20 protein-coding genes are annotated in these 18,027 nt (G+C 49.4%); 12 read left to right on the top strand and 8 right to left on the bottom strand.

All coding sequences use genetic code 11. The features are described from left to right. Positions 1 to 68: 68 nt before the first annotated feature. The 4 genes from BRW63_RS12780 to cobT all read left to right on the top strand — a co-directional run bounded on the left by BRW63_RS12780 (position 69) and on the right by cobT (position 3,935). Positions 69 to 1,508: a glycosyl hydrolase family 57 gene (locus BRW63_RS12780; RefSeq protein WP_073071685.1), complete on the top strand. Its 1,440-nt coding sequence runs from the start codon at positions 69 to 71 to the stop codon at positions 1,506 to 1,508. Positions 1,509 to 1,685: 177 nt separating this feature from the next. Beyond that, the gene (locus tag BRW63_RS12775; protein ID WP_073071683.1) at positions 1,686 to 2,063 is read left to right on the top strand and encodes a hypothetical protein; all 378 of its coding nucleotides are present in this window, start codon (positions 1,686 to 1,688) and stop codon (positions 2,061 to 2,063) included. Continuing rightward, on the top strand, positions 2,056 to 2,826 hold the full coding sequence (locus BRW63_RS12770; RefSeq protein WP_073071682.1) for a DUF2232 domain-containing protein: 771 nt from the start codon (positions 2,056 to 2,058) through the stop codon (positions 2,824 to 2,826). The genes BRW63_RS12775 and BRW63_RS12770 overlap by 8 nt, the downstream gene beginning before the upstream one ends. Beyond that, positions 2,823 to 3,935 (top strand): nicotinate mononucleotide-dependent phosphoribosyltransferase CobT, encoded by a 1,113-nt coding sequence (gene cobT, locus BRW63_RS12765; protein ID WP_073071680.1) that lies wholly within the window; start codon positions 2,823 to 2,825, stop codon positions 3,933 to 3,935. Before BRW63_RS12770 ends, cobT begins: the two co-directional genes overlap by 4 nt. 37 nt (positions 3,936 to 3,972) lie before the next feature. Here the strand turns inward: cobT and BRW63_RS12760 are convergent, their stop codons facing one another. Continuing rightward, complete coding sequence (locus tag BRW63_RS12760) at positions 3,973 to 4,344, bottom strand: hypothetical protein (protein ID WP_073071678.1); 372 nt, start codon at positions 4,342 to 4,344, stop codon at positions 3,973 to 3,975. 455 nt (positions 4,345 to 4,799) lie between these two features. On the opposite strand from BRW63_RS12760, the gene BRW63_RS12755 reads away from it, so the two are divergent. Then, positions 4,800 to 5,429 carry a phycobiliprotein lyase gene (locus BRW63_RS12755; RefSeq protein WP_073071677.1) on the top strand — a complete coding sequence of 210 codons (630 nt, stop codon included), beginning with the start codon at positions 4,800 to 4,802 and terminating at the stop codon, positions 5,427 to 5,429. A gap of 15 nt (positions 5,430 to 5,444) precedes the next feature. Further along, entirely contained in the window at positions 5,445 to 6,626 is a 1,182-nt protein-coding gene (locus tag BRW63_RS12750) for a substrate-binding domain-containing protein (protein WP_073071675.1), read from the top strand. On the opposite strand, the gene BRW63_RS12745 is transcribed toward BRW63_RS12750, so the two are convergent. After that, complete coding sequence (locus tag BRW63_RS12745) at positions 6,574 to 7,329, bottom strand: hypothetical protein (RefSeq protein WP_073071673.1); 756 nt, start codon at positions 7,327 to 7,329, stop codon at positions 6,574 to 6,576. The genes BRW63_RS12750 and BRW63_RS12745 overlap by 53 nt on opposite strands. Before the next feature lie 187 nt (positions 7,330 to 7,516). Here BRW63_RS12745 and BRW63_RS12740 point away from each other — a divergent pair, with 187 nt between their 5' ends. Continuing rightward, on the top strand, positions 7,517 to 7,933 hold the full coding sequence (locus tag BRW63_RS12740) for a peptide chain release factor 1 (RefSeq protein WP_073071671.1): 417 nt from the start codon (positions 7,517 to 7,519) through the stop codon (positions 7,931 to 7,933). A 1-nt stretch (position 7,934) separates the two neighbouring features. Here BRW63_RS12740 and BRW63_RS12735 read toward each other — a convergent pair whose 3' ends face one another. Then, positions 7,935 to 9,056 carry an aldo/keto reductase gene (locus BRW63_RS12735; RefSeq protein WP_073071670.1) on the bottom strand — a complete coding sequence of 374 codons (1,122 nt, stop codon included), beginning with the start codon at positions 9,054 to 9,056 and terminating at the stop codon, positions 7,935 to 7,937. Positions 9,057 to 9,139: 83 nt separating this feature from the next. Further along, positions 9,140 to 9,646, bottom strand: a complete 507-nt coding sequence (locus BRW63_RS12730; RefSeq protein WP_073071668.1) for a bifunctional nuclease family protein — start codon at positions 9,644 to 9,646, stop codon at positions 9,140 to 9,142. Between the two features lie 318 nt (positions 9,647 to 9,964). Here BRW63_RS12730 and ribE point away from each other — a divergent pair, with 318 nt between their 5' ends. Next, positions 9,965 to 10,645, top strand: coding sequence for a riboflavin synthase (gene ribE, locus BRW63_RS12725; RefSeq protein WP_073071666.1), 681 nt, complete (start codon positions 9,965 to 9,967; stop codon positions 10,643 to 10,645). 5 nt (positions 10,646 to 10,650) lie between these two features. Here ribE and BRW63_RS12720 read toward each other — a convergent pair whose 3' ends face one another. Together BRW63_RS12720 and BRW63_RS27245 are read right to left on the bottom strand one after the other, a co-directional pair. Next, on the bottom strand, positions 10,651 to 10,935 hold the full coding sequence (locus BRW63_RS12720; protein WP_073071664.1) for a hypothetical protein: 285 nt from the start codon (positions 10,933 to 10,935) through the stop codon (positions 10,651 to 10,653). A 47-nt stretch (positions 10,936 to 10,982) separates the two neighbouring features. After that, complete coding sequence (locus tag BRW63_RS27245; RefSeq protein WP_083582898.1) at positions 10,983 to 12,107, bottom strand: M23 family metallopeptidase; 1,125 nt, start codon at positions 12,105 to 12,107, stop codon at positions 10,983 to 10,985. Between the two features lie 316 nt (positions 12,108 to 12,423). Here BRW63_RS27245 and pgeF point away from each other — a divergent pair, with 316 nt between their 5' ends. Continuing rightward, positions 12,424 to 13,200 (top strand): peptidoglycan editing factor PgeF, encoded by a 777-nt coding sequence (gene pgeF / locus BRW63_RS12710; protein ID WP_073071662.1) that lies wholly within the window; start codon positions 12,424 to 12,426, stop codon positions 13,198 to 13,200. A 10-nt stretch (positions 13,201 to 13,210) separates the two neighbouring features. On the opposite strand, the gene BRW63_RS27240 is transcribed toward pgeF, so the two are convergent. Both BRW63_RS27240 and ntcA read right to left on the bottom strand, forming a co-directional pair. Next, positions 13,211 to 13,648: a hypothetical protein gene (locus tag BRW63_RS27240; RefSeq protein WP_083582897.1), complete on the bottom strand. Its 438-nt coding sequence runs from the start codon at positions 13,646 to 13,648 to the stop codon at positions 13,211 to 13,213. Positions 13,649 to 13,732: 84 nt separating this feature from the next. Continuing rightward, a complete protein-coding gene (gene ntcA / locus BRW63_RS12700; RefSeq protein ID WP_073071660.1) occupies positions 13,733 to 14,404 on the bottom strand; it encodes a global nitrogen regulator NtcA in 672 nt (223 codons plus the stop codon). Positions 14,405 to 14,718: 314 nt separating this feature from the next. Here ntcA and fabI point away from each other — a divergent pair, with 314 nt between their 5' ends. The 3 genes from fabI (at position 14,719) to BRW63_RS12685 (ending at position 17,725) form a co-directional block, all read left to right on the top strand. After that, entirely contained in the window at positions 14,719 to 15,519 is an 801-nt protein-coding gene (fabI, locus tag BRW63_RS12695) for an enoyl-ACP reductase FabI (RefSeq protein WP_073071658.1), read from the top strand. A 98-nt stretch (positions 15,520 to 15,617) separates the two neighbouring features. Then, complete coding sequence (gene hisB / locus BRW63_RS12690) at positions 15,618 to 16,265, top strand: imidazoleglycerol-phosphate dehydratase HisB (RefSeq protein WP_317615816.1); 648 nt, start codon at positions 15,618 to 15,620, stop codon at positions 16,263 to 16,265. A 134-nt stretch (positions 16,266 to 16,399) separates the two neighbouring features. Next, positions 16,400 to 17,725: a hybrid sensor histidine kinase/response regulator gene (locus BRW63_RS12685; RefSeq protein WP_073071654.1), complete on the top strand. Its 1,326-nt coding sequence runs from the start codon at positions 16,400 to 16,402 to the stop codon at positions 17,723 to 17,725. Positions 17,726 to 18,027 lie beyond the last annotated feature (302 nt).

The following is an 18,027-nucleotide window of genomic DNA, read 5'->3' as shown; positions in this document are numbered from 1 at the left end:
AAGTTTTTGAGTGTGACTATTAGGGAAAGCTCTCGCGCTTCAGTGACCTTTCCCAAGTCAAAATTCTTATGTCTGCATTGCCCGAACTCATCGATGGCTTACCAAATATTTGCGGTCACGAGACAGAAGTAAAAGCTGCGCTCCAGCCCGATCGACCTGTGTTTTTGCCCAAAACCAACCTGCGATTAGAGTCCCTTTCGGCGACCTTCTCGATCGCGCTGCACATGCACCAGCCAACCATCCCGGCGGGGGCAGATGGGTCGCTGATTAGCAATTTGCAACAGATGTTTGAGCATCCCTACGACGGAGACAATCACAACGCGGCTCCGTTTGCCTGGTGTTACTCGCGCATGGGTGAGTTTATTCCTGAGTTGGTGTCTCAAGGCTGCAATCCACGCGTCATGCTCGACTATTCGGGCAATCTGCTTTGGGGACTGCGGCAAATGGGGCGCGGCGATGTCTTGGATAACTTGAAGCGCGTCACCTGCGATGACACCTACCAGCCTTACGTCGAGTGGCTAGGGACGATGTGGAGTCATGCTGTTGTGCCTTCGACCCCGATCGCTGATCTCAAACTGCACATTCAGGCGTGGCAGCACCATTTCGCCGCAATCTTTGGCTGGGAGGCCCTAGCACGAGTGAAAGGATTCTCACCGCCAGAGATGCATTTACCCAATCATCCCGATACGCTTTACACCTTCATTCATGCGCTTAAAGAGTGTGGCTATCGCTGGTTGCTCGTGCAAGAACACTCCGTTGAGGCCCTAACAGGACAGTCTTTAGAGTTTAAGCATTTACCTCATCGGTTAGTGTCTCACAACTCCCACGGTGAGACGGTGAGTATCACAGTTTTGATTAAAACTCAGGGTTCAGATACAAAACTGGTGGCTCAGATGCAGCCTTACTATGAAGCTAAAACGCTTTCAAAACAAACGATATCGGGGGTAAGCATTCCGGCGATCGTGACTCAAATCGGCGATGGCGAAAACGGCGGCGTAATGATGAATGAGTTTCCAGGCGCGTTTAAACGGGCTTGGCATGAAGTTGCAAACGATCCCACAGTAGCCGGGGTAAACGGCACAGAATACCTAGAACTGATCGCGGCTGCTGGGTGTCGAGAAGACGATTTTCCTACCTGTCAGGCGATCGGACAGCACTTAATTTGGCAAGAAGTCGATCCTCAGCAGGCAACGCCCGAAAAAGTGGCGGCGGCGATCGCCCATCTGACTCAAACGCAGCCCAACTTTCACATGGATGGCGCATCTTGGACGAATCATCTCAGTTGGGTGGCAGGCTATGAAGCGGTCTTAACGCCGATGAATGAACTCAGCGCCTTATTTCACAAAACGTTTGATCAGTCTGAAGTCACCCACTCTGATCATTATCGTCAGGCACTGCTCTATAACTTGCTGCTGCAAACGAGTTGTTTTCGCTATTGGGGGCAAGGCACCTGGACAGATTACGCCCAAGAAATTTATCGTCGCGGCAAAACGTTGCTAAAAGACTAGAGGCGACTCAGCATCCTGCCTGAGAGGTACGTTTTAACCATCCTTTTCAGGGTGGGATCAACCTTGCGGAGTTAAAGAATTTTTTATGACAGAACTGTTGTGGTTTGCTGTAATTTGGGAGGAGATTACTCAGTTTGGCGTAACCTACGCTTATACATTGTCGGTAATAATGTTGATATGTTCGATTTCACAACCCTGTTTGAATTCTCTCGGAATCACTGCATTGAAATTTGCGCCTTTTTGGTGCCTGCGAATCTGTTAGCAACGCTGCGAACCCTGATTTTGACTGGGCAACGCAAACCCACTGCTCGAATTTGGTTTGCCACCTCGATCGCCGCTTTTTTTGCAGGATTAATGGTGCTGCACGTGACTACCTGGTTCCTGGTTGGCGTGGTGATGGCTCCGACGTTTATTTTGCTGACGCTGGGTAGTGTCTGTCTGTCCATTAATCTATGGGCAATTTTTGGGCGTGAAAGCTTGGCGCGGCTGCTCGTCTCAGTCTATAAGTTTTGCACTAGAGTAGATTTGCCCGCTTTGCTAAATTTGCATGAGTGATCCTCAAAGTGACAAAGCCTCCAAATTAAATCCACCGCCTCAATCTGGCTCAGAAACTTCTCAGGCAGATGAAAATTGGACCGAAGATGTCGTACCCGACACTCAAAAATCTGATGATCGCCGCCCTTATGTCAGAAATGTTGACCCAGCCAGTCCGATCGTGCTCGTCGAAACCGCATTTCTGGCCAGCGCTGCGAGTTTAATCTGGCTCGTCAACTCCTACTTTCCGATGGGGCCGATTTTGCAGGTTTTCTTTCCGGTGCCGATCGCCCTCGTCTATCTGCGCTGGGGCAATCGAGCCGCTTGGATGGCAGCTTTAGTTTCGGGCTTACTGCTGTCGGTGCTGATTGGGCCAGTTCGCAGCATTCAGTTTGTGATGCCCTTTGGGGTGATGGGCGTGTTGTTAGGAACGCTGTGGTATCGTCGCGCAAATTGGGCCACCTCGATCGCGATCGCAACCCTCTTGGGCGTATTTGGCACTTTCTTTCGCATTGGGCTGCTGTCTGTTTTGTCAGGCGACGATCTCTGGCTCTATGGCACCAACCAGATCACAAACTTCTTAGAGTGGCTGTTTCTCAAGCTAGGACTGTTGATGCAGCCCTCATTGCCCCTGGTGCAAGCCGTTGTAATCGGAATGATTTTTGTTCAAAACGCTGTGTATTTATTTGTGGTACACATCGTCTCGTGGTTTTTGTGCGATCGCCTCAACACCCCAATCCCCCGTCCGCCTAATTGGGTACAGGTGTTACTAGACTCTGAATGATTTCTATTTATACGCAACACCGACAAGCCGAAGAATGGCTTCAGCGCTATCGGGGACGATCGCCGCTCTTTGCTTGCGTGTTGGGGTTCACCGAAACTGGACTGATTCCTGGAATTTCTGCGGCTGGGGCAACTCCTGCCGATCGGCAGTATACGGCGATCGCGGATGCTGAGTTTTTGATCAATGGCGTGCAAACTAGTCCTCGTTACCCACTGCCTTCCCTTCATGTGGGTGCCTCTCCAGTCTTAATTTCTCGCGCGATCGTCGAAGCGCAAGCCATCCCCGTTCAGCTATTTAATGCGGGATTGCCCCACACCCCGGCTGTTGCAGCAATTGACTTAGGAGGACACCCATCTCGCTGTTTGAGTACGGGGCAAGCCATGAATTGGACGATCGTTCACCATCTTTTTGAGCAAGGACTTCTTTGGGGAGACAAACTAGCCGATCGCGCTACTGATAGTTATTTGATTTTGGGTGAGTGTGTGGTTGGCGGAACCACCACTGCCTTAGCACTGCTCACAGGCTTAGGAATCAATGCAGCAGGCAAAGTTAACAGCAGTCATCCGGTCTGCAACCATACCCAAAAGTGGGATCTCGTCAAACAAGGACTCGCGACCCTTCCTTCCACTAGCGATCCCCTCGCGCTGGTTGCCGCTGTGGGCGACCCGATGCAAATCGTGGTTGCTGGAATGACGATCGCTGCGAGTCGCAAATGTGGCGTTCTGCTAGCAGGTGGAACACAAATGTTAGCCGTGTATGCACTAGCAAAGGCACTAGCTCAAAGTCATTCCCTTCTCTGGAATCTAGAACATGTCATCGTCGGCACGACTCGCTGGGTTGCCGAAGATCCGACGGGTGATACAGTTGGATTAGCGCAAGAACTTTCCTCAGTGCCCCTGATCGCCACTCAACTCAGTTTTGCCACCTCTCGCCATTCGCAGTTGCAGTCTTATGAGCAGGGATATGTGAAAGAAGGTGTGGGTGCAGGAGGCTGCGCGATCGCCGCCCATCTTTCCCAACACTGGACGCAGGCAGACCTGTTAGCCACGATCGAAGCATTAGTCGATCGCTATCAAACGGCAAATGACAACCTAAAAAAAGGGAGATAGGGACACGAATCTTTCGGTTTCACCCTTCACCCTTTTTTTAGTGAACTCGTTGTGCTAAAAGTTGTTCTTCCAGCGCCGCAATGCGATTGTAAGCAGCCGTTAGTTGCGCGGTCAGTCGCTGAATCTGAACCTCTGGAGAAAGCGCTTTTTCGCCGCCCTGCATAGAAGACTCAGAGGCGTGGCTATCGGCTAAAACATCTTTGTGTTCCATCAATGGGTCAGTGCTGCGAGGGCTTTGATAATAGCGCCCCGAACTGCCTCCAAACGATGAAAAGCTACTGCCATTGCCCGAAGATGACTTGATCTCGGTGACAACCTGGGAGAGATTGCCCGTTAACTGTTCAAGGACTTGGTGCAGCCCGTCAATCTTGCCATTCATTGAATTAATTTGCTTCTGTAGCGTGTCCATCTTTTGCCCCAATTACCCCTACTTTTAATACCGCTCATTTTAGGCGAACGAAATTCGTTTAGGCTAGATAGTCCTGAATCATTTAACTTTTGATGGGGAGACAAAATGTCACTAGAGAAACAATCAAGTCGTGGCTTTAAGGGAGAGGCTACAAACCAAGCTATAAAGACAAAAATTAAACTAAGTTTACCTTTAAATTCAAGAGAGATATTTTGATTACTGATGACGATTAAGGCTTAGTTTTATTCAAAGCTAAAAAATAAAAAAGTAGGCGATTTGAAATAGAAACTTCAGGGTTTTTATCAGTCTCAAAAAAAATGATTGAGTTTTGCGAAACTAGGCTTTCAGATCAGATGTTATGCTTCTAAGAGTGATTACCCTAAAACGCTCTCCAGGACAGCTATTTTTGCTAGATGTGGAGAACACTGACTGATCGATAAATTTGAATAAAGCGAATGCTAACCCTTCAAGAGTTTTTTTCAGTCTGCGCTGGGTTTTGGACTACAGAAAGAACCTATCATTTTGTTCAAACTGGCGAGATTGAGCGGTCTTACACCGAGTTTCAAGTGAATGCGCTGACTGAGGAAGAAAAACAGCGCATTCTAAATTCTGTGAGTCAATCTTCAGATTCTTTGCAGGTTGATTTTTCTCGATCAGCAGAAGCAGAGGAACCATTTTCTGGATTCGCGATCGCCTTCAACACAGTGTCTGACAAGGACGAACGGGTGGCGATGAATCTCAACGCTTTGTTTGTGCCTGATCGCTCTGTTGCTTCGATCAAGTCAACCCCAAACCTGCCCCTTCCTCTGGCGGCTGAGGTAACTGACGGTGAAGTGATTCAAGGCTTTTATTTGCGAGATGAAGGCTACTCAGAATCTGGGTCGATCGCAGGTCGCTTTACCTATCAACCCACGCGCCAGACGCTAGAAATGACGACTCACTACAAGCGATCGGTGGCGGTTGATCAGATGCGACTACTCTCTCCCAATTTGCGACTGCGGACGATCGTCACCTATCAACGAGACGAAGGCAAGGTTCCTTCGGTGATTACGCTGGTCGGGTTTGGGGTCGAGAAGAAAAAGTAGGGGAAATTGAAATTGATGGAGCGACGATCGTTTTTGACCGGGGCAGGAGCGCTGGCGCTAGGAACACTATTGACTGGGTGTAATCGTCAAGATCAGGCAGCGCTGACGATCAGACTGCTGAAAAACTCGGTGCCCGCGCAGCTAGTCGGTGCGTTTCGTAAAAGCTTGCCAGGACAGTCGGTCAACCTAGATTTCAAACCAGAATCTCAACTGCAAGCGCTGTTTACGCTCCTGCAAACTTGGAAGCAACCTAGAAATCAGCCACCGCCTCAGCGATCGCCGATCGAGATTCCTTTTTTGAGCCAACCCTCAGCAGAGAACCCCGCCGATCTGGTCACTTTAGGCGATTTTTGGTTGGCAACCGCAATTCAGCAAAAGCTAATTCAGCCCCTTGACCCAAGTTTGTGGCAGCAGTGGCAACAGATGCCCGCTAAGTGGCGAACGATCGTGACTCGCAATCAGCAAGGTTTGCCTGACCCTAAGGGTGCGGTTTGGGCGGCTCCCTACCGTTGGGGCAGCACCGTCATTCTCTATCGCACCGATCTCTTTCGCGAAAAAAATCTTCAGCCCCCGACTGATTGGAGTGATCTGTGGCGAGACGATCTGCGAGGACACATTTCTTTGCTCGACCAGCCACGAGAAGTCATCGGTCTGACCCTAAAGCGGTTAGGCAAGTCTTACAACACGATCGACCTTAAAACCGTTCCTTCGTTAGAAACTGAACTGCGATCGCTGCATCAGCAAGTCAAGTTCTACAGTTCTGATAATTATCTGCAACCGTTGCTGTTAGGAGATACCTGGGTGGCAGTGGGGTGGTCTACTGACGCATTGCCGTTAATGCAGCGAAATCAACCGATCGGAGCGGTCTTTCCCAAATCGGGGACGGCACTGTGGTCAGATTTATGGGTTCATCCAGTTGCCAGTCAGTCAGCACCAGCGACACAAACGCTGCTCTCACAGTGGATCAACTTCTGCTGGACTTCCGAAATTGCGCCTCAGCTTTCTTTACTGAGTGATGCGGCATCTCCGATGCTTAATGCTCTCGATGTAGCGACGTTTCCCGAAGAGTTACAAAAAAATTCTTTATTACTGCCGTCGCAGGTGTTGCTCGATCGCAGTGAGTTTCTACGACCCCTGCCTAGATCTACGGTTGAATCGTACCAGAACCTCTGGGAGAAAGTCCGTCAAGCGGGCTAGGGCGACCTCGAAGCCCCGCTCTGCCACCAGAGTCGAGAGCCAGATTGCAAACGATCGCAGAAGCCAAAGGTGAAGGATTGGATAAGTCGGCTGAAGCGACTTTCACCCCACGCTGTCTATCAGTGAGTTCCCTTGTCGCAACCCCGTTATTGGATGCAAAATTGCAGGTGTAGGCGGCTAACAGCCCTCCTTGGCGGTTAAAGATGCGCGTATTGTAGCTAAAGCCCCTAGCAACTTTGCCAAGCTGCTGAACAACCCCATAGCGGTCTAAATAATCTAATAGACTCCACACTTGTTGATTGACGATAAAATCAACTCTGCTGGCACCATCAGTTTGACCAGGGCAGGCGAGCCAGCTATCTAGCAATTTGCTGCCAAATTGAGGTTGAGCCGAGATTTGATCTCGCGTCCACCAAAAGCTAGGAACTGTGAGATTGTATTGAGAAATCGATTGATCTGTCACACCCAAAGTAGATGATGCGCCACACCTACCCTGCTGGGCTTGACTGAGATTAAGGGGTTCTAAAGAGGGCTGTAGGGCAGCTTGAGTAGATAAATGTGCGGTGACACTAGGAGGAACTTCTGCGGAAATTGCTTTCTCACTTGCCCCGATCGTGACCCAGAGCAAACTGACTCCGATCAGCGTTTGTGACCAGGCTATTGGTGTTTGGAACGGTTGTTGCATTGCCTCACCTTGATTCATGCGCTCAAAACTCGTGTAGAACTGTAGCGGACAAGGATCTCGCGATTGCCCTCCCCATCATAGTCAGGAGATCGATGGGTGCCTATCTTTAGTTTAAGACTGATTTTAGAATGTCACCCTATTTCTGTTCTAAATCGCTGGTATAAAAAGTGCATGAGCTAATCGTCAACTTCTTTAATCAATTGCCATGAATGACCCTCTCCGCCGCTTAAAATTTCTTCCGTGGATCTCCTTACTCCAGATTTCCTTAATTACGGTTTTGATTGCGATCGCCTTTGATGTTCTCCTTACGCAGACGGCTGCCTCAGTGCCTGTGATCTCGAATCTTTTGACTAAGATGCTGAGTTCCCCGATCGGGGTGCTGATCGAACTCGCCGTTCCCCTTGGGATTGGAGCACTCGCTGTCGCGGTTTTAGAACGCTGGTTTCGCCAGGTGATGATCACAAATTCGACGTTATGGGCCCTCATTCCCTGTGTGGCGTTATGGCTGCTTCTTAAATCGTTTGTGCCGTTTCCCACTGCAATGGTTCCTGAGGTCAATGTGGTCTCGCTAATCGGAGTTGTCGTCGGAGTCTTTTGGAAAGGACGACCCTATTGGCGGTAGGTCAGTCTTGCCACAACCGCCGTCCTGGTTTGCCATTTAATCGCTGATGAGCATCTCTTAAAAGCGTCGGAATATCCAAATTTTCTGGACAGCGCGGCAGACAGTCGCCACAGTCATTACACCGATTTGCTTTGTTACCCGGAAACCAGTGCCCTGCATTTTCAAACATCCGGTAGCGATATTCACCAAAGCGAGTCATGTCGTAGGCGATCGTCAAGTTTCGCAATCGCAAAACTTCTGGTATATGAATCCCTTCTGGGCAAGGCAAACAGGCATAACACTGGCTGCACAAATCAGTTTTGAGGGTCTGGGCTTGCTGGGTTTGCAGACGGGCTAGTGCGCTAGCTGCTTCAGCCTCTAGAAACTGAGTTGCCTTCATCAGTGGTAGATCGAGTTCTGTTGGGTTAGCGGCTCCGACGCTAAGAGTCGTGATCGCCGGATTGCTGAGAAGAAATCGATAGTTCAACTCCAACGGGGAAAAGGGCGCACAAAGGTCAATCAGCGTTTGCGGAGGAGTGTAAAGTAACCCGGCTTTATCGGCAGGAGAGATGATAAACACGCCCATGTCTTTCTGAGCGGCAAGCTCGATCGCTGCCTGATTACGTTGAAAAAACAACGAGTAGTGCAGGTTGACAAACTCGAAAAAATTGGTGGCGATCGCGGCCAAAATCACATCTAAAAATCCGTGAGTTGAAAACCCGACATGACGAACCCGTCCGTCTGCCATCGCTTGCCGCACTGCTTGCATACAGCCATTTTCAGCTTCTACCCAGGCCAGATGCTCCCAGGTGTTTAAGCCGTGAATGGCGAGGGTGTCTAGATAATCAACCTTTAATCGCTGTAACGACTCGTCGATCGCACGCTCCATCGTCTCTGCATCGGGAGTTGGAGCAATTTTTGTGGTGATGTAAAGCTGCGATCGAGTCAGCCCATTTTGCAATGCCGCCCCTAAAAACTGCTCACTTTTGCCATAGCCTCTAGCGGTTTCTAAGTGATTAATTCCTAGCGCGATCGCGCGTCTAACCGTTTGTTCGGCAACGTCTTCAGATGCCAAACAGCGCATCATTCCCAGTGAGAAGACCGACAGAGAAAGATTGGTTTGACCAAAGCGACGATAACTCACAGGACTTACGCAAACCTCGGAGGTTTTAACCAAGAATCAAGCATCGTGACCGACAGAGTGGCTTAAACCTCGGAGGTTTTGGTCTACTGCGCCTCGCCACTGCTAAATCGTCCCCGTTGGCTAAAGTCTTCGGGGCTAAGTTGGTCGAGAAACTCGCGGAAAGCTCTGCGCTCGGCTTCATCGGCATCGCGATCGACTGGAATTGAAGCGTCAGCAATGACTTCTTCCATGACCCAAATGGGGCTATTGGTGCGAATGGCGATCGCGATCGCATCGCTAGGACGAGCATCAATTTCTCGCTTCGCTTCCCCTTGGTTCACAATCAGCACCGCATAAAACGTATTATCTTGTAAAGAGTGAATAACGATTCGCTCTAGGGTCATCTCCCACGACTCCATCAAGTTGACAAATAGATCATGGGTGAGAGGACGCGGCGGTGTCTGGTTTTCTAGAGCGCTGATGATGGCTTTTGCCTGGTCTTGCCCGATATAGATCGGCAGCGCTCGGCGGTCAGTCCCATCTTTGAGGAGTACGATCGGGCTGCGGGTTGCCGCGTCTAATGCGATTCCAGCGACCTTCATTTCAATCATCGGTATAGCCTCTAGAACACTTGAAGCGAGAGAAACGTTAGATTCGTGAATAATACAAAGTCAGCCAACTATCTAGCACACCCGCTTTGGGAACACTCAAACAGGGATGCAATACTAAGTATGCCCTGATCTCTGCCCTGATCCTAAATGATCCGCCTCAGAATTTGACAAAATAAAGCAGACTTCTTCATTTCATCAAGTTTCTAAAAAAGATTAATTCTAATCTAAATTCTGAATCCTTGACTCTAGCCTTTCGCCGCTAAAGCTCCATCGTAGATTATTGCTAAAATCCTGATCCTTTACACCCCTTTAAGAATCGTGTTTACAGGACTAATTCAAACCGTTGGCACCCTTCAAACTTTAGGATCTGAACATCTTCAGATTGCTTGCTCAAACTCCACGGCCCCCCTAGTTTTGAAAGACTTAGCGATCGGCGATAGTGTTGCCGTTGACGGGGTTTGCCTCACCGTGACTGCGATTTTGGGATCGGGGTTTGTGGCAGTTGTCTCTCCTGAAACGACGGAGCGCACCACGTTGTCTCAGAACACTGGCAATAAGCGTGTCAACCTCGAAACCTCTTTGCGTGTTGGCAGCAAGTTGGGCGGTCACTTTGTCACAGGGCACATTGACGGTACAGGAATGCTCAAATCGGCAGTGCAGACCGCAAGCTCTTGGGAAATGACGTTTACGACCGCGAGTCAGCGAGTTGCCCGCTACATTCTCCCCAAAGGAAGTGTGGCGATTAACGGCATTAGTTTGACCGTTGCTAACTGTGATCCGGCTGGATCTTGGTTCACGGTCGCAGTGATCCCGCACACCTATGAGGAAACCAACCTTTGTCACCTCAGCCCAGGCAGTTGGGTGAATTTAGAGGGCGATATTTTGGGTAAGTATGTTGAGAAGTTTCTACGATCGGGTTCTGCCAGTCATGGGGAAATCGCGATCGGTTCTCCTGCTGTCCTCAGTCCCGATTTTTTAGCGGAACATGGCTATCTGTAAATTCATTAAAAATGCTGCATTGAAGGTTCTTGAGAGTTGCGCCTGGGTATGCCATAGAGATAATGATCATGCTCGATCGCCCAATCTTCCGGCAGATCCTTCACGGTTCCTGCATATTTCTTGAGAACATTCCAAGCATTACTCCTTTCTTTTGAGGATTCAGTTTGAGACATCGGCACTTCGTCAATCACAAGGACAATTTTGTGATCGCCTGGGGGAATGTCAGCAGGTAGCTGGAGCGTCAGCTTTCCATCTGGAGCAACATGCGCGATCGTTTCGATAGTTTTCATTTCAGGATAGAAAGTTGTTTGGTGAATGCGCGATCGCCAAGTCTGCTCTAAGATTTGCCGTTGCTTGGTTGAACGGGTGCCTTTTGAGCCGTTTGGAGCGACTTCACCAACTGAGCCAGCGCAGACTCTAGCTGCACCCCTGGATCTTGAGCGACCCAGCCTTCGGTCGTCAGTTGTCTAAACTCAAAGTGCAGGTGAGGCCCCGTAGAGTTGCCAGTGCTGCCGCTCCGTGCGATCACGGTGCCTTGTTTGACGGCTTCGCCCGGTTTGACAAAGATCTCTGAGAGGTGCCCATAAAGCGTTTGCTGCTTGCCGTTGTCGTGTTCGAGGGCGATCGCTAACCCATAGCCGCCAAAAAAGTCTGCTAAAACCACTCGACCTGCCAGCGCTGCTAAAACGGGAGTCCCCATCGGCGCGCCCAAATCTGTGCCAGCGTGAAAGCGAGCATCGCCACTGATTGGGTGAATTCGCCAGCCAAAAATTGACGTGATCTCAACCGGGATCGAGAGCGGGAACATCAGCCGTAGATTTCCATTCCCTGGGCGACCTAAGGGGCGAATTGTGCGGTTATAGTAGTCTTTCACAAAGCTGTAGGCAGGTGCGGCGGCAGTCGTTACACTCGCCTCTGGGCTGCTAGAGAAACTTCTAATAGTTGGAGTCGCGCTCACTTGCACAGACTCGACCTCGCCCCCGATCGCTCCGATGTTCCTCCGAACCGATGCGCTTGCAACTGGGCGTTGACTGCCACATGATCCATCTGCGATCGCCTGTCCTTGATTGAGCGTGATCTCACAGCCCGACGAGCGATTTGTAATCACGATCGTGCTAGGTGCCTCATACGATTCTGAAGGCGGGGTCACAGCAGGAGAAGTTTGGGTAGGCTGCACGTCGATTTGCACTTGATCGGCAGGGGCTGAACGTTCGGGCAGGGCTAGGGCAGCAGCACCGAGGGTCGTAGATGACAATCTCTCGTTTGATAGGGCACTTGCTGGCGACGCAGACTGAGAGCTTGACGGAGCCGAAATGATCACCGGGGGCACATTAGACGGAGCTTGAGCGATCGCTGCCCCACTGCCCAAAATGCCAACTCCGCTCAAGTAACTCAACCGCCTGATTAAAAAACGTTGCCCCCAAAAAGTTTTCTGGCGGGTCACGTTGGGTTGCTGAGTCATGATCAATCTCCTCACGAATTGCTTGCTGCGCTGGTGTAATGTGACACTTGTCGAGAATGCTCGTTGCCAGGTTCCAGTTTACCTGCCCTGCGAGAACGATCGCTTAGATCATAATATTTCAACCATTACCTTTGTCGAAACTTAACACGCAGTCTACTCCAGAGATATTCTTCAAGGTTCTTCTGAGCGCACCCGGACTTTCTCGCAAAGCGGCAAATACTACGTGGAGCGAAGCTAACGCGCTTCTAGAAGGCTAAAAACAACGATCGATTGCTAAAGTGAACGTGACCCTATCACCCCGCAGTCTCGATTAGTCATGCACACTTGGCACTGGCAAACTTGGAATCATCTACCCTATTTAACGTCTAGTCTGCTAGCGCCCTGGAAACACGGCTTTTTTACGCAACAGTTTGCACCGCGATCGCCCTTTGAGATCACGGAGGCGTTGTATCCATTTGCTCAGGCATATCGCGCTAAACAAGTGCATGGCAACGTCGTGTTGGCACCGTCAGAAATGCCAACTCCGTTAACGAATGAGAATCTACCCGATGCCGATGGAGTAATTTCGGAGCAAGCCAGTCAAGCGATGTGGGTTTGCAGCGCTGACTGTACCCCAGTGCTGATTGCGGATGTCAAGACAGGTCAAGTGGCTGCTGTCCATGCGGGATGGCGGGGAACGGCTCAAAAGATTGTGCCCGGCACGATCGCGCGTCTCTGCCAGCAAGGGAGCCAAATTCAAGATTTGCGGGTAGCGATGGGCCCAGCGATCGCAGGGGAAGTCTATCAGGTTTCTACTCATGTGGCAGTCGAGGTCGGAGCGACTGTCATCAACCTCGATTTAGAAAGTTCTTTAGACGCGAACGTAGAACGATTACTAGAAATGCCCAATTCTCCAGTGCTGTCTGACTCGACATCGGGGCGAGTGCGATTAGATGTGCGACGAGTTAATGCTCTGCAACTAGAGCGATTGGGACTTGGCGAAGAACAGATCGCGATCGCGCCTCACTGCACCTATCAAGACTCTCTGAATTTCTTTTCATACCGACGTGAAAAATTAAAGAAAGCTCAGTGGTCAGGCATCGTCAGCACCTAATCACCGCCTTCTAGTTTTTGCCATAATATTTTTCTAGCAGCGATCGCAGCATATCAACCATCGGAATGCCTTCTTCGACCGCTTTAGCTTTGATAGCTTTGTGCAACGGCTTAGAGATATCTAAAGTCAGCCGTTTCATTTTCACTGATTTCTCAGAAGACTGATCTTTAGTATCTTTAGCGGACTTTTTGGAGGTGATTTCGACTGCTTTTTCGTCAGGCACCCCTTCGATCGGTGCGACAGCTTTTGTTTTTGTGATCTTTTTAGCAACGTGAGCTGCTTTTTCGGCAACAGGTTTTACTGCTGCTGCAACAGTTTCTGCGACAGACACCGAGGCCTCAGGAGCAGGGCTTTCTTCAGCACTTTTTCCACCAGCCCACTCATTCAGATTGGTGGGTGCTGACGTTCCATTAGATTTTGAGACAGTTTTAGTTTTCTTATTAACCATGTTCTGTATTTACGATTTAGTGCTTTTACAGAATATCGTATTTACAGAAACAAGGATCAATTAGTTACAGGAATTACCTGATCACTAAGTGAACTGCTGACTCAAGGTGACTGGGTTATGCACCGTGATTTTTTTCTTGTGAATTGAGATCATTTTGTCTTGACGTAAATCGCCTAACAGCCGAGTCACTGTGACGCGAGTTGAGCCGATCGCTTCAGCAATGGCCTGGTGTGAGAGCTTCAGATCGATCGTGATCCCATCTTGACCAGGAACCCCAAAATCGCGGCAGAGAATCAGCAAGAAGCTAACTAGGCGAGAACCCATATCTCGATGGGCCAGAGTTTCGATCATCATCTCAGTTTGCAGAATTCGAGACGACAAACCCCGCAGCATCAGCATTGACAATTCGGGGTTGTCTTTGAGCGCTTTTTCGACTTGCTCGATCGGCACCGACAACAACTCAGCCGGGGTAAACGCAACCGCGTGATAGAAGCGATCGGAACGCTGCCCCGTAATCAGCGATAACACGCCAAAGACACTATTCTCGCGCAGTAGGGCAACGGTGATTTCTTCACCTGCTTCATAAACTCTAGAGAGCTTCACTGCCCCTTTTAATAAGAAATAAACCCGCTCTGCCGGGTCGCCTGGAAAGAAAATCGTCTTGCCGCGCTCAAACGTCTCTACGACTGGCGGGAAGGCTCCTCCACCAATCTGACGAAACATCGTTGCTAAGGGTCGCTCTTTGGTCACTACCATTTCCTTTGTCGTAACTCCTACTCCAATTTTCTCCCTGTCATCGACGGAGCCTTAATCTAAGACTTTTCTGTGAGAGATTGATGACTTTAGAACACTTAAACTCACTCTCGCGGTACTTTTTGTGCCTAATACTACCTTATTTCTTCTAGCAGCCGGAAGTTTTCTGAAAACCGGGTAGGGACTCTGTTATTACTTCAAGTTTTTCAATAACTCAATTAAGATTTGCCCACATCCTAGCGCTAAGTAAAGCGATTTGCACTTCAACCGTTACCCGTCGCACTGTAGTCTTGTAGATGCTATTGAAATGAATGTCTATGTTGAACCTGACTGGAAAAAACGCTCTGGTGACTGGAATTGCCAATAACAAGTCGATCGCGTGGGGCATTGCTCAACAACTCCACAAAGCGGGCGCAAATCTTGGCATCACCTACCTGCCCGATGAACGGGGAAGGATGGAGAAAAAGGTTGCCGAACTCGTAGAGCCATTGCAGCCCAGCTTATTTTTGCCGTTAAATGTTCAGGACGATGACCAGATTCAGGCGACGTTTGACACGGTGCGCGACCAATGGAATCAGCTAGATATTCTCATTCACTGTCTAGCCTTTGCCAGTAAAGACGATCTGTCTGGCGACTTTAGCAAAACGAGTCGCGCTGGGTTCACCACGGCTCTTGACATCAGTGCTTATTCGTTAATCAAGCTGGCTGGCGTTGCAAAACCTTTGATGACCAACGGCGGCAGCATTGTCACGATGACCTATTTTGGCGGTGTGAAAGTGATCCCCAATTACAATGTCATGGGGATTGCAAAAGCGGCATTAGAAATGAATGTGCGATATCTCGCCTCTGAGATGGGGGCACAAAATATTCGAGTTAACGCGATCTCAGCCGGCCCGATTCGGACGTTGGCTTCGTCGGCGGTGGGCGGAATTTTAGATATGATTCACCACGTTGAAGCGGTGGCTCCTCTGGGTCGGACGGTGACTCAAACAGAAGTCGGCAATACGGCAGCGTTTTTGTGTAGTGATTTGTCTAGCGGCATTACGGGACAAACGATCTACGTTGATGCTGGATACGAAATCATGGGGATGACGGGATCAAAAAGCGCGGCAGAGTAGGGACGCGATCGCCCCACCAGCAAATCCAGCAGTGTTGACTAAAATAAAATGCTGCTGGATTTTTTGGATTGCAGAGATAATGGAAAATAATCTTCAAAATGACTCCTATGCAGACCAGCGATCGTCTTCAAGTTGCGCCTTCCTACATTCCTGAAGGGAATCGGACTGCCTCGGTCAGCCGCAAAACAGGTGAAACCGATGTGCATATCAGCCTCAACTTAGATGGCACAGGTCAGTGCGTTGCCAAAACGGGAATTCCTTTTCTCGATCATATGCTGCACCAGATTTCATCACACGGGCTGATTGATTTAGAGGTGCAAGCAATAGGCGATATCGAGATTGATGATCACCACACCAACGAAGATGTCGGAATTACGCTGGGAATGGCGTTTGCCAAAGCACTGGGCGATCGCAAAGGCATCGTGCGGTTTGGTCATTTTGTTGCGCCGCTCGATGAAGCCCTCGTTCAAATTGCGCTTGATTTTTCGGGTCGCCCCCACTTGAGTTATGGGTTAGAGATTCCGACTCAGCGAGTGGGAACGTATGATACGCAACTGGTGCGAGAATTTTTTGTGGCGATCGTCAATCACTCTCAGATGACGCTGCACATTCGTCAGCTAGACGGCATTAACTCCCATCACATTATCGAGGCGACGTTTAAAGCGTTTGCGCGATCGCTCCGCATGGCAGCCGAGATCGATCCGCGTCGTGCCCATACGATTCCTAGCTCTAAAGGCGTACTATAAGCTTGACAATCTATCTCAAAGGTGATGAAAAAGACTAGTCACTCTGTAAACCTCTCAGAAAAGGGTTTAGTGGCTATACTCTGCTTTAAGCCTGACCCTCAGCAGGTGACTTTTTTTACTAGTTTTCCAAGCTCATGACTAGCGAACCTGAAAAACCTGTTGGCGATATCCTACTCGTAGATGACATAGACAATTTGCGATCGCTGTCAGGGTTGTTGACGCAACAGGGGCACAAAGTTCGCAAAGTGACTGATGGAATGTTGGCACTGCAAGCGGCAATTTTGAATCCTCCCGATCTGATTTTGCTTGACATTGTGATGCCATCGTTGAGTGGCTATCAGGCGTGCAGCTTTCTTAAATCTAGCGATCGCACTCGCGATATCCCGATTATTTTTCTCAGCGCCAATGATGAAGCGCTCGATAAAGTGATGGCGTTTCGCTTTGGGGGATCTGACTACATCACCAAGCCTTTTGAACCTGCCGAAGTGTTAGTACGAATCGAGACTCAGTTGAAACTCAGTCAGTTGCAACAGCAGCTTCAAGCGCAAAACGTGCAGCTTCAGCAAGAACTCACCGATCGTCGCGCTGCCGAAACGGTTCTAAAAAGGTTGAACCGAGAGCTAGAAATCAAAGTGCAGACACGCACATCAGAACTCATCGATCGCAACGAACAACTTCTCAATCTGCAAACTCACCTACAAACTGCTCTGGCTCAAGCGCAACACCCAAATGATCTCCAATCAGAGCTAATGAGTCGGATTTCTCGTGAATTCTACGCGCCTTTGTCTGTGATTACCCTCTCAGCAGAATTGTTGGCACGATCGCCCCATAAAGAAGGTGGCTCTCCAGAAAATTTGCTGAACAATCGTCACTTTCAGCGCATTACTGAGAGTGTCAGCCGCCTTCAGCAAATGCTAGAGAATACGCTTTTCTTGGCGCAAGCAGAAGCTCGCTCTTTGCCATTTAATCCTCAACCTCTGAAGCTGACCGAGTTTTGTCAAACACTAGTAGCGGAATGGCATCTTTCGCCCGATAGCCTTCATCGTCTGGTGTTTACAAAGCACAAGGAGCAATCGATCGTCATTTATGCCGATACGGCGTTGCTCAAACAGATGGTGACGCAACTGATCGCCAATGCCTTGCGATATTCGCCCGATGGGGGAACGGTGCAGATAGAGTTGTGCGATCAGCAAAATGGAATTGTGTTTTGCGTTCAAGATCAAGGAATTGGCATTCCTGTGGCGGATCGTGAGAGAGTGTTTGAGCGATTTTATCGTGCCAGCAATGCGAGTTCGATTCCGGGTAACCCTGGTGCGGGGTTGGGGTTAGCGGTTGTGAAATGGATTGCAGAATTACACGGCGGAGCGGTAAAAATTGCCAACGCGGCAGGTCAGGGCACCCTGATCACGGTTTCTTTGCCGATCGCTAACAAAACGACTGCCTTGGCGATCGATGAGTAGACGGGCATCTCACCACAAAACCTCTTTTTTTCAGTCATTTAGCTGACTTAAGTCTGACAGCACCTCACACTACATCCTATTAACTCTATTTTTTCAGCAATTTGGCTCAGGGCAAATCTAGACTCAGGGGCGTAAGCCTTGCCTAAGCTCAGGATGATGGCTGATGTAGAATTAACTTCCTCTACTTAAAATCTAGTACGTAATCACGACACTATCCCTTTTTACATCCAACCGTAGGAAAACTCTAATTTTCTTCTGTTGGCCTGAATTAAAAGAGGGTATCTAGATTCCTGTTCTGCATA

It is taken from the genome of Phormidesmis priestleyi ULC007 (assembly GCF_001895925.1).
Classification (GTDB): Bacteria; Cyanobacteriota; Cyanobacteriia; order Leptolyngbyales; family Leptolyngbyaceae; genus Phormidesmis_A; species Phormidesmis_A priestleyi_A.
This window is presented reverse-complemented; position numbering and strand designations above follow the sequence as displayed.

What these genes read in the sequence shown, in the direction of transcription:
- BRW63_RS12755 (WP_073071677.1), top strand. Translation starts at nt 4,800, where the DNA reads ATGCTAACCCTTCAAGAGTTTTTTTCAGTCTGCGCTGGGTTTTGGACT.
- BRW63_RS12750 (WP_073071675.1), top strand. Translation starts at nt 5,445, where the DNA reads ATGGAGCGACGATCGTTTTTGACCGGGGCAGGAGCGCTGGCGCTAGGA.
- ntcA (WP_073071660.1), bottom strand. Translation starts at nt 14,404, where the DNA reads ATGGTAGTGACCAAAGAGCGACCCTTAGCAACGATGTTTCGTCAGATT.
- BRW63_RS12685 (WP_073071654.1), top strand. Translation starts at nt 16,400, where the DNA reads ATGACTAGCGAACCTGAAAAACCTGTTGGCGATATCCTACTCGTAGAT.
- fabI (WP_073071658.1), top strand. Translation starts at nt 14,719, where the DNA reads ATGTTGAACCTGACTGGAAAAAACGCTCTGGTGACTGGAATTGCCAAT.
- BRW63_RS27240 (WP_083582897.1), bottom strand. Translation starts at nt 13,648, where the DNA reads ATGGTTAATAAGAAAACTAAAACTGTCTCAAAATCTAATGGAACGTCA.
- BRW63_RS12770 (WP_073071682.1), top strand. Translation starts at nt 2,056, where the DNA reads ATGAGTGATCCTCAAAGTGACAAAGCCTCCAAATTAAATCCACCGCCT.
- hisB (WP_317615816.1), top strand. Translation starts at nt 15,618, where the DNA reads ATGACTCCTATGCAGACCAGCGATCGTCTTCAAGTTGCGCCTTCCTAC.
- BRW63_RS27245 (WP_083582898.1), bottom strand. Translation starts at nt 12,107, where the DNA reads ATGACTCAGCAACCCAACGTGACCCGCCAGAAAACTTTTTGGGGGCAA.
- BRW63_RS12720 (WP_073071664.1), bottom strand. Translation starts at nt 10,935, where the DNA reads ATGAAAACTATCGAAACGATCGCGCATGTTGCTCCAGATGGAAAGCTG.
- BRW63_RS12780 (WP_073071685.1), top strand. Translation starts at nt 69, where the DNA reads ATGTCTGCATTGCCCGAACTCATCGATGGCTTACCAAATATTTGCGGT.
- BRW63_RS12775 (WP_073071683.1), top strand. Translation starts at nt 1,686, where the DNA reads ATGTTCGATTTCACAACCCTGTTTGAATTCTCTCGGAATCACTGCATT.
- BRW63_RS12745 (WP_073071673.1), bottom strand. Translation starts at nt 7,329, where the DNA reads ATGAATCAAGGTGAGGCAATGCAACAACCGTTCCAAACACCAATAGCC.
- pgeF (WP_073071662.1), top strand. Translation starts at nt 12,424, where the DNA reads ATGCACACTTGGCACTGGCAAACTTGGAATCATCTACCCTATTTAACG.
- cobT (WP_073071680.1), top strand. Translation starts at nt 2,823, where the DNA reads ATGATTTCTATTTATACGCAACACCGACAAGCCGAAGAATGGCTTCAG.
- BRW63_RS12760 (WP_073071678.1), bottom strand. Translation starts at nt 4,344, where the DNA reads ATGGACACGCTACAGAAGCAAATTAATTCAATGAATGGCAAGATTGAC.
- BRW63_RS12730 (WP_073071668.1), bottom strand. Translation starts at nt 9,646, where the DNA reads ATGATTGAAATGAAGGTCGCTGGAATCGCATTAGACGCGGCAACCCGC.
- BRW63_RS12740 (WP_073071671.1), top strand. Translation starts at nt 7,517, where the DNA reads ATGAATGACCCTCTCCGCCGCTTAAAATTTCTTCCGTGGATCTCCTTA.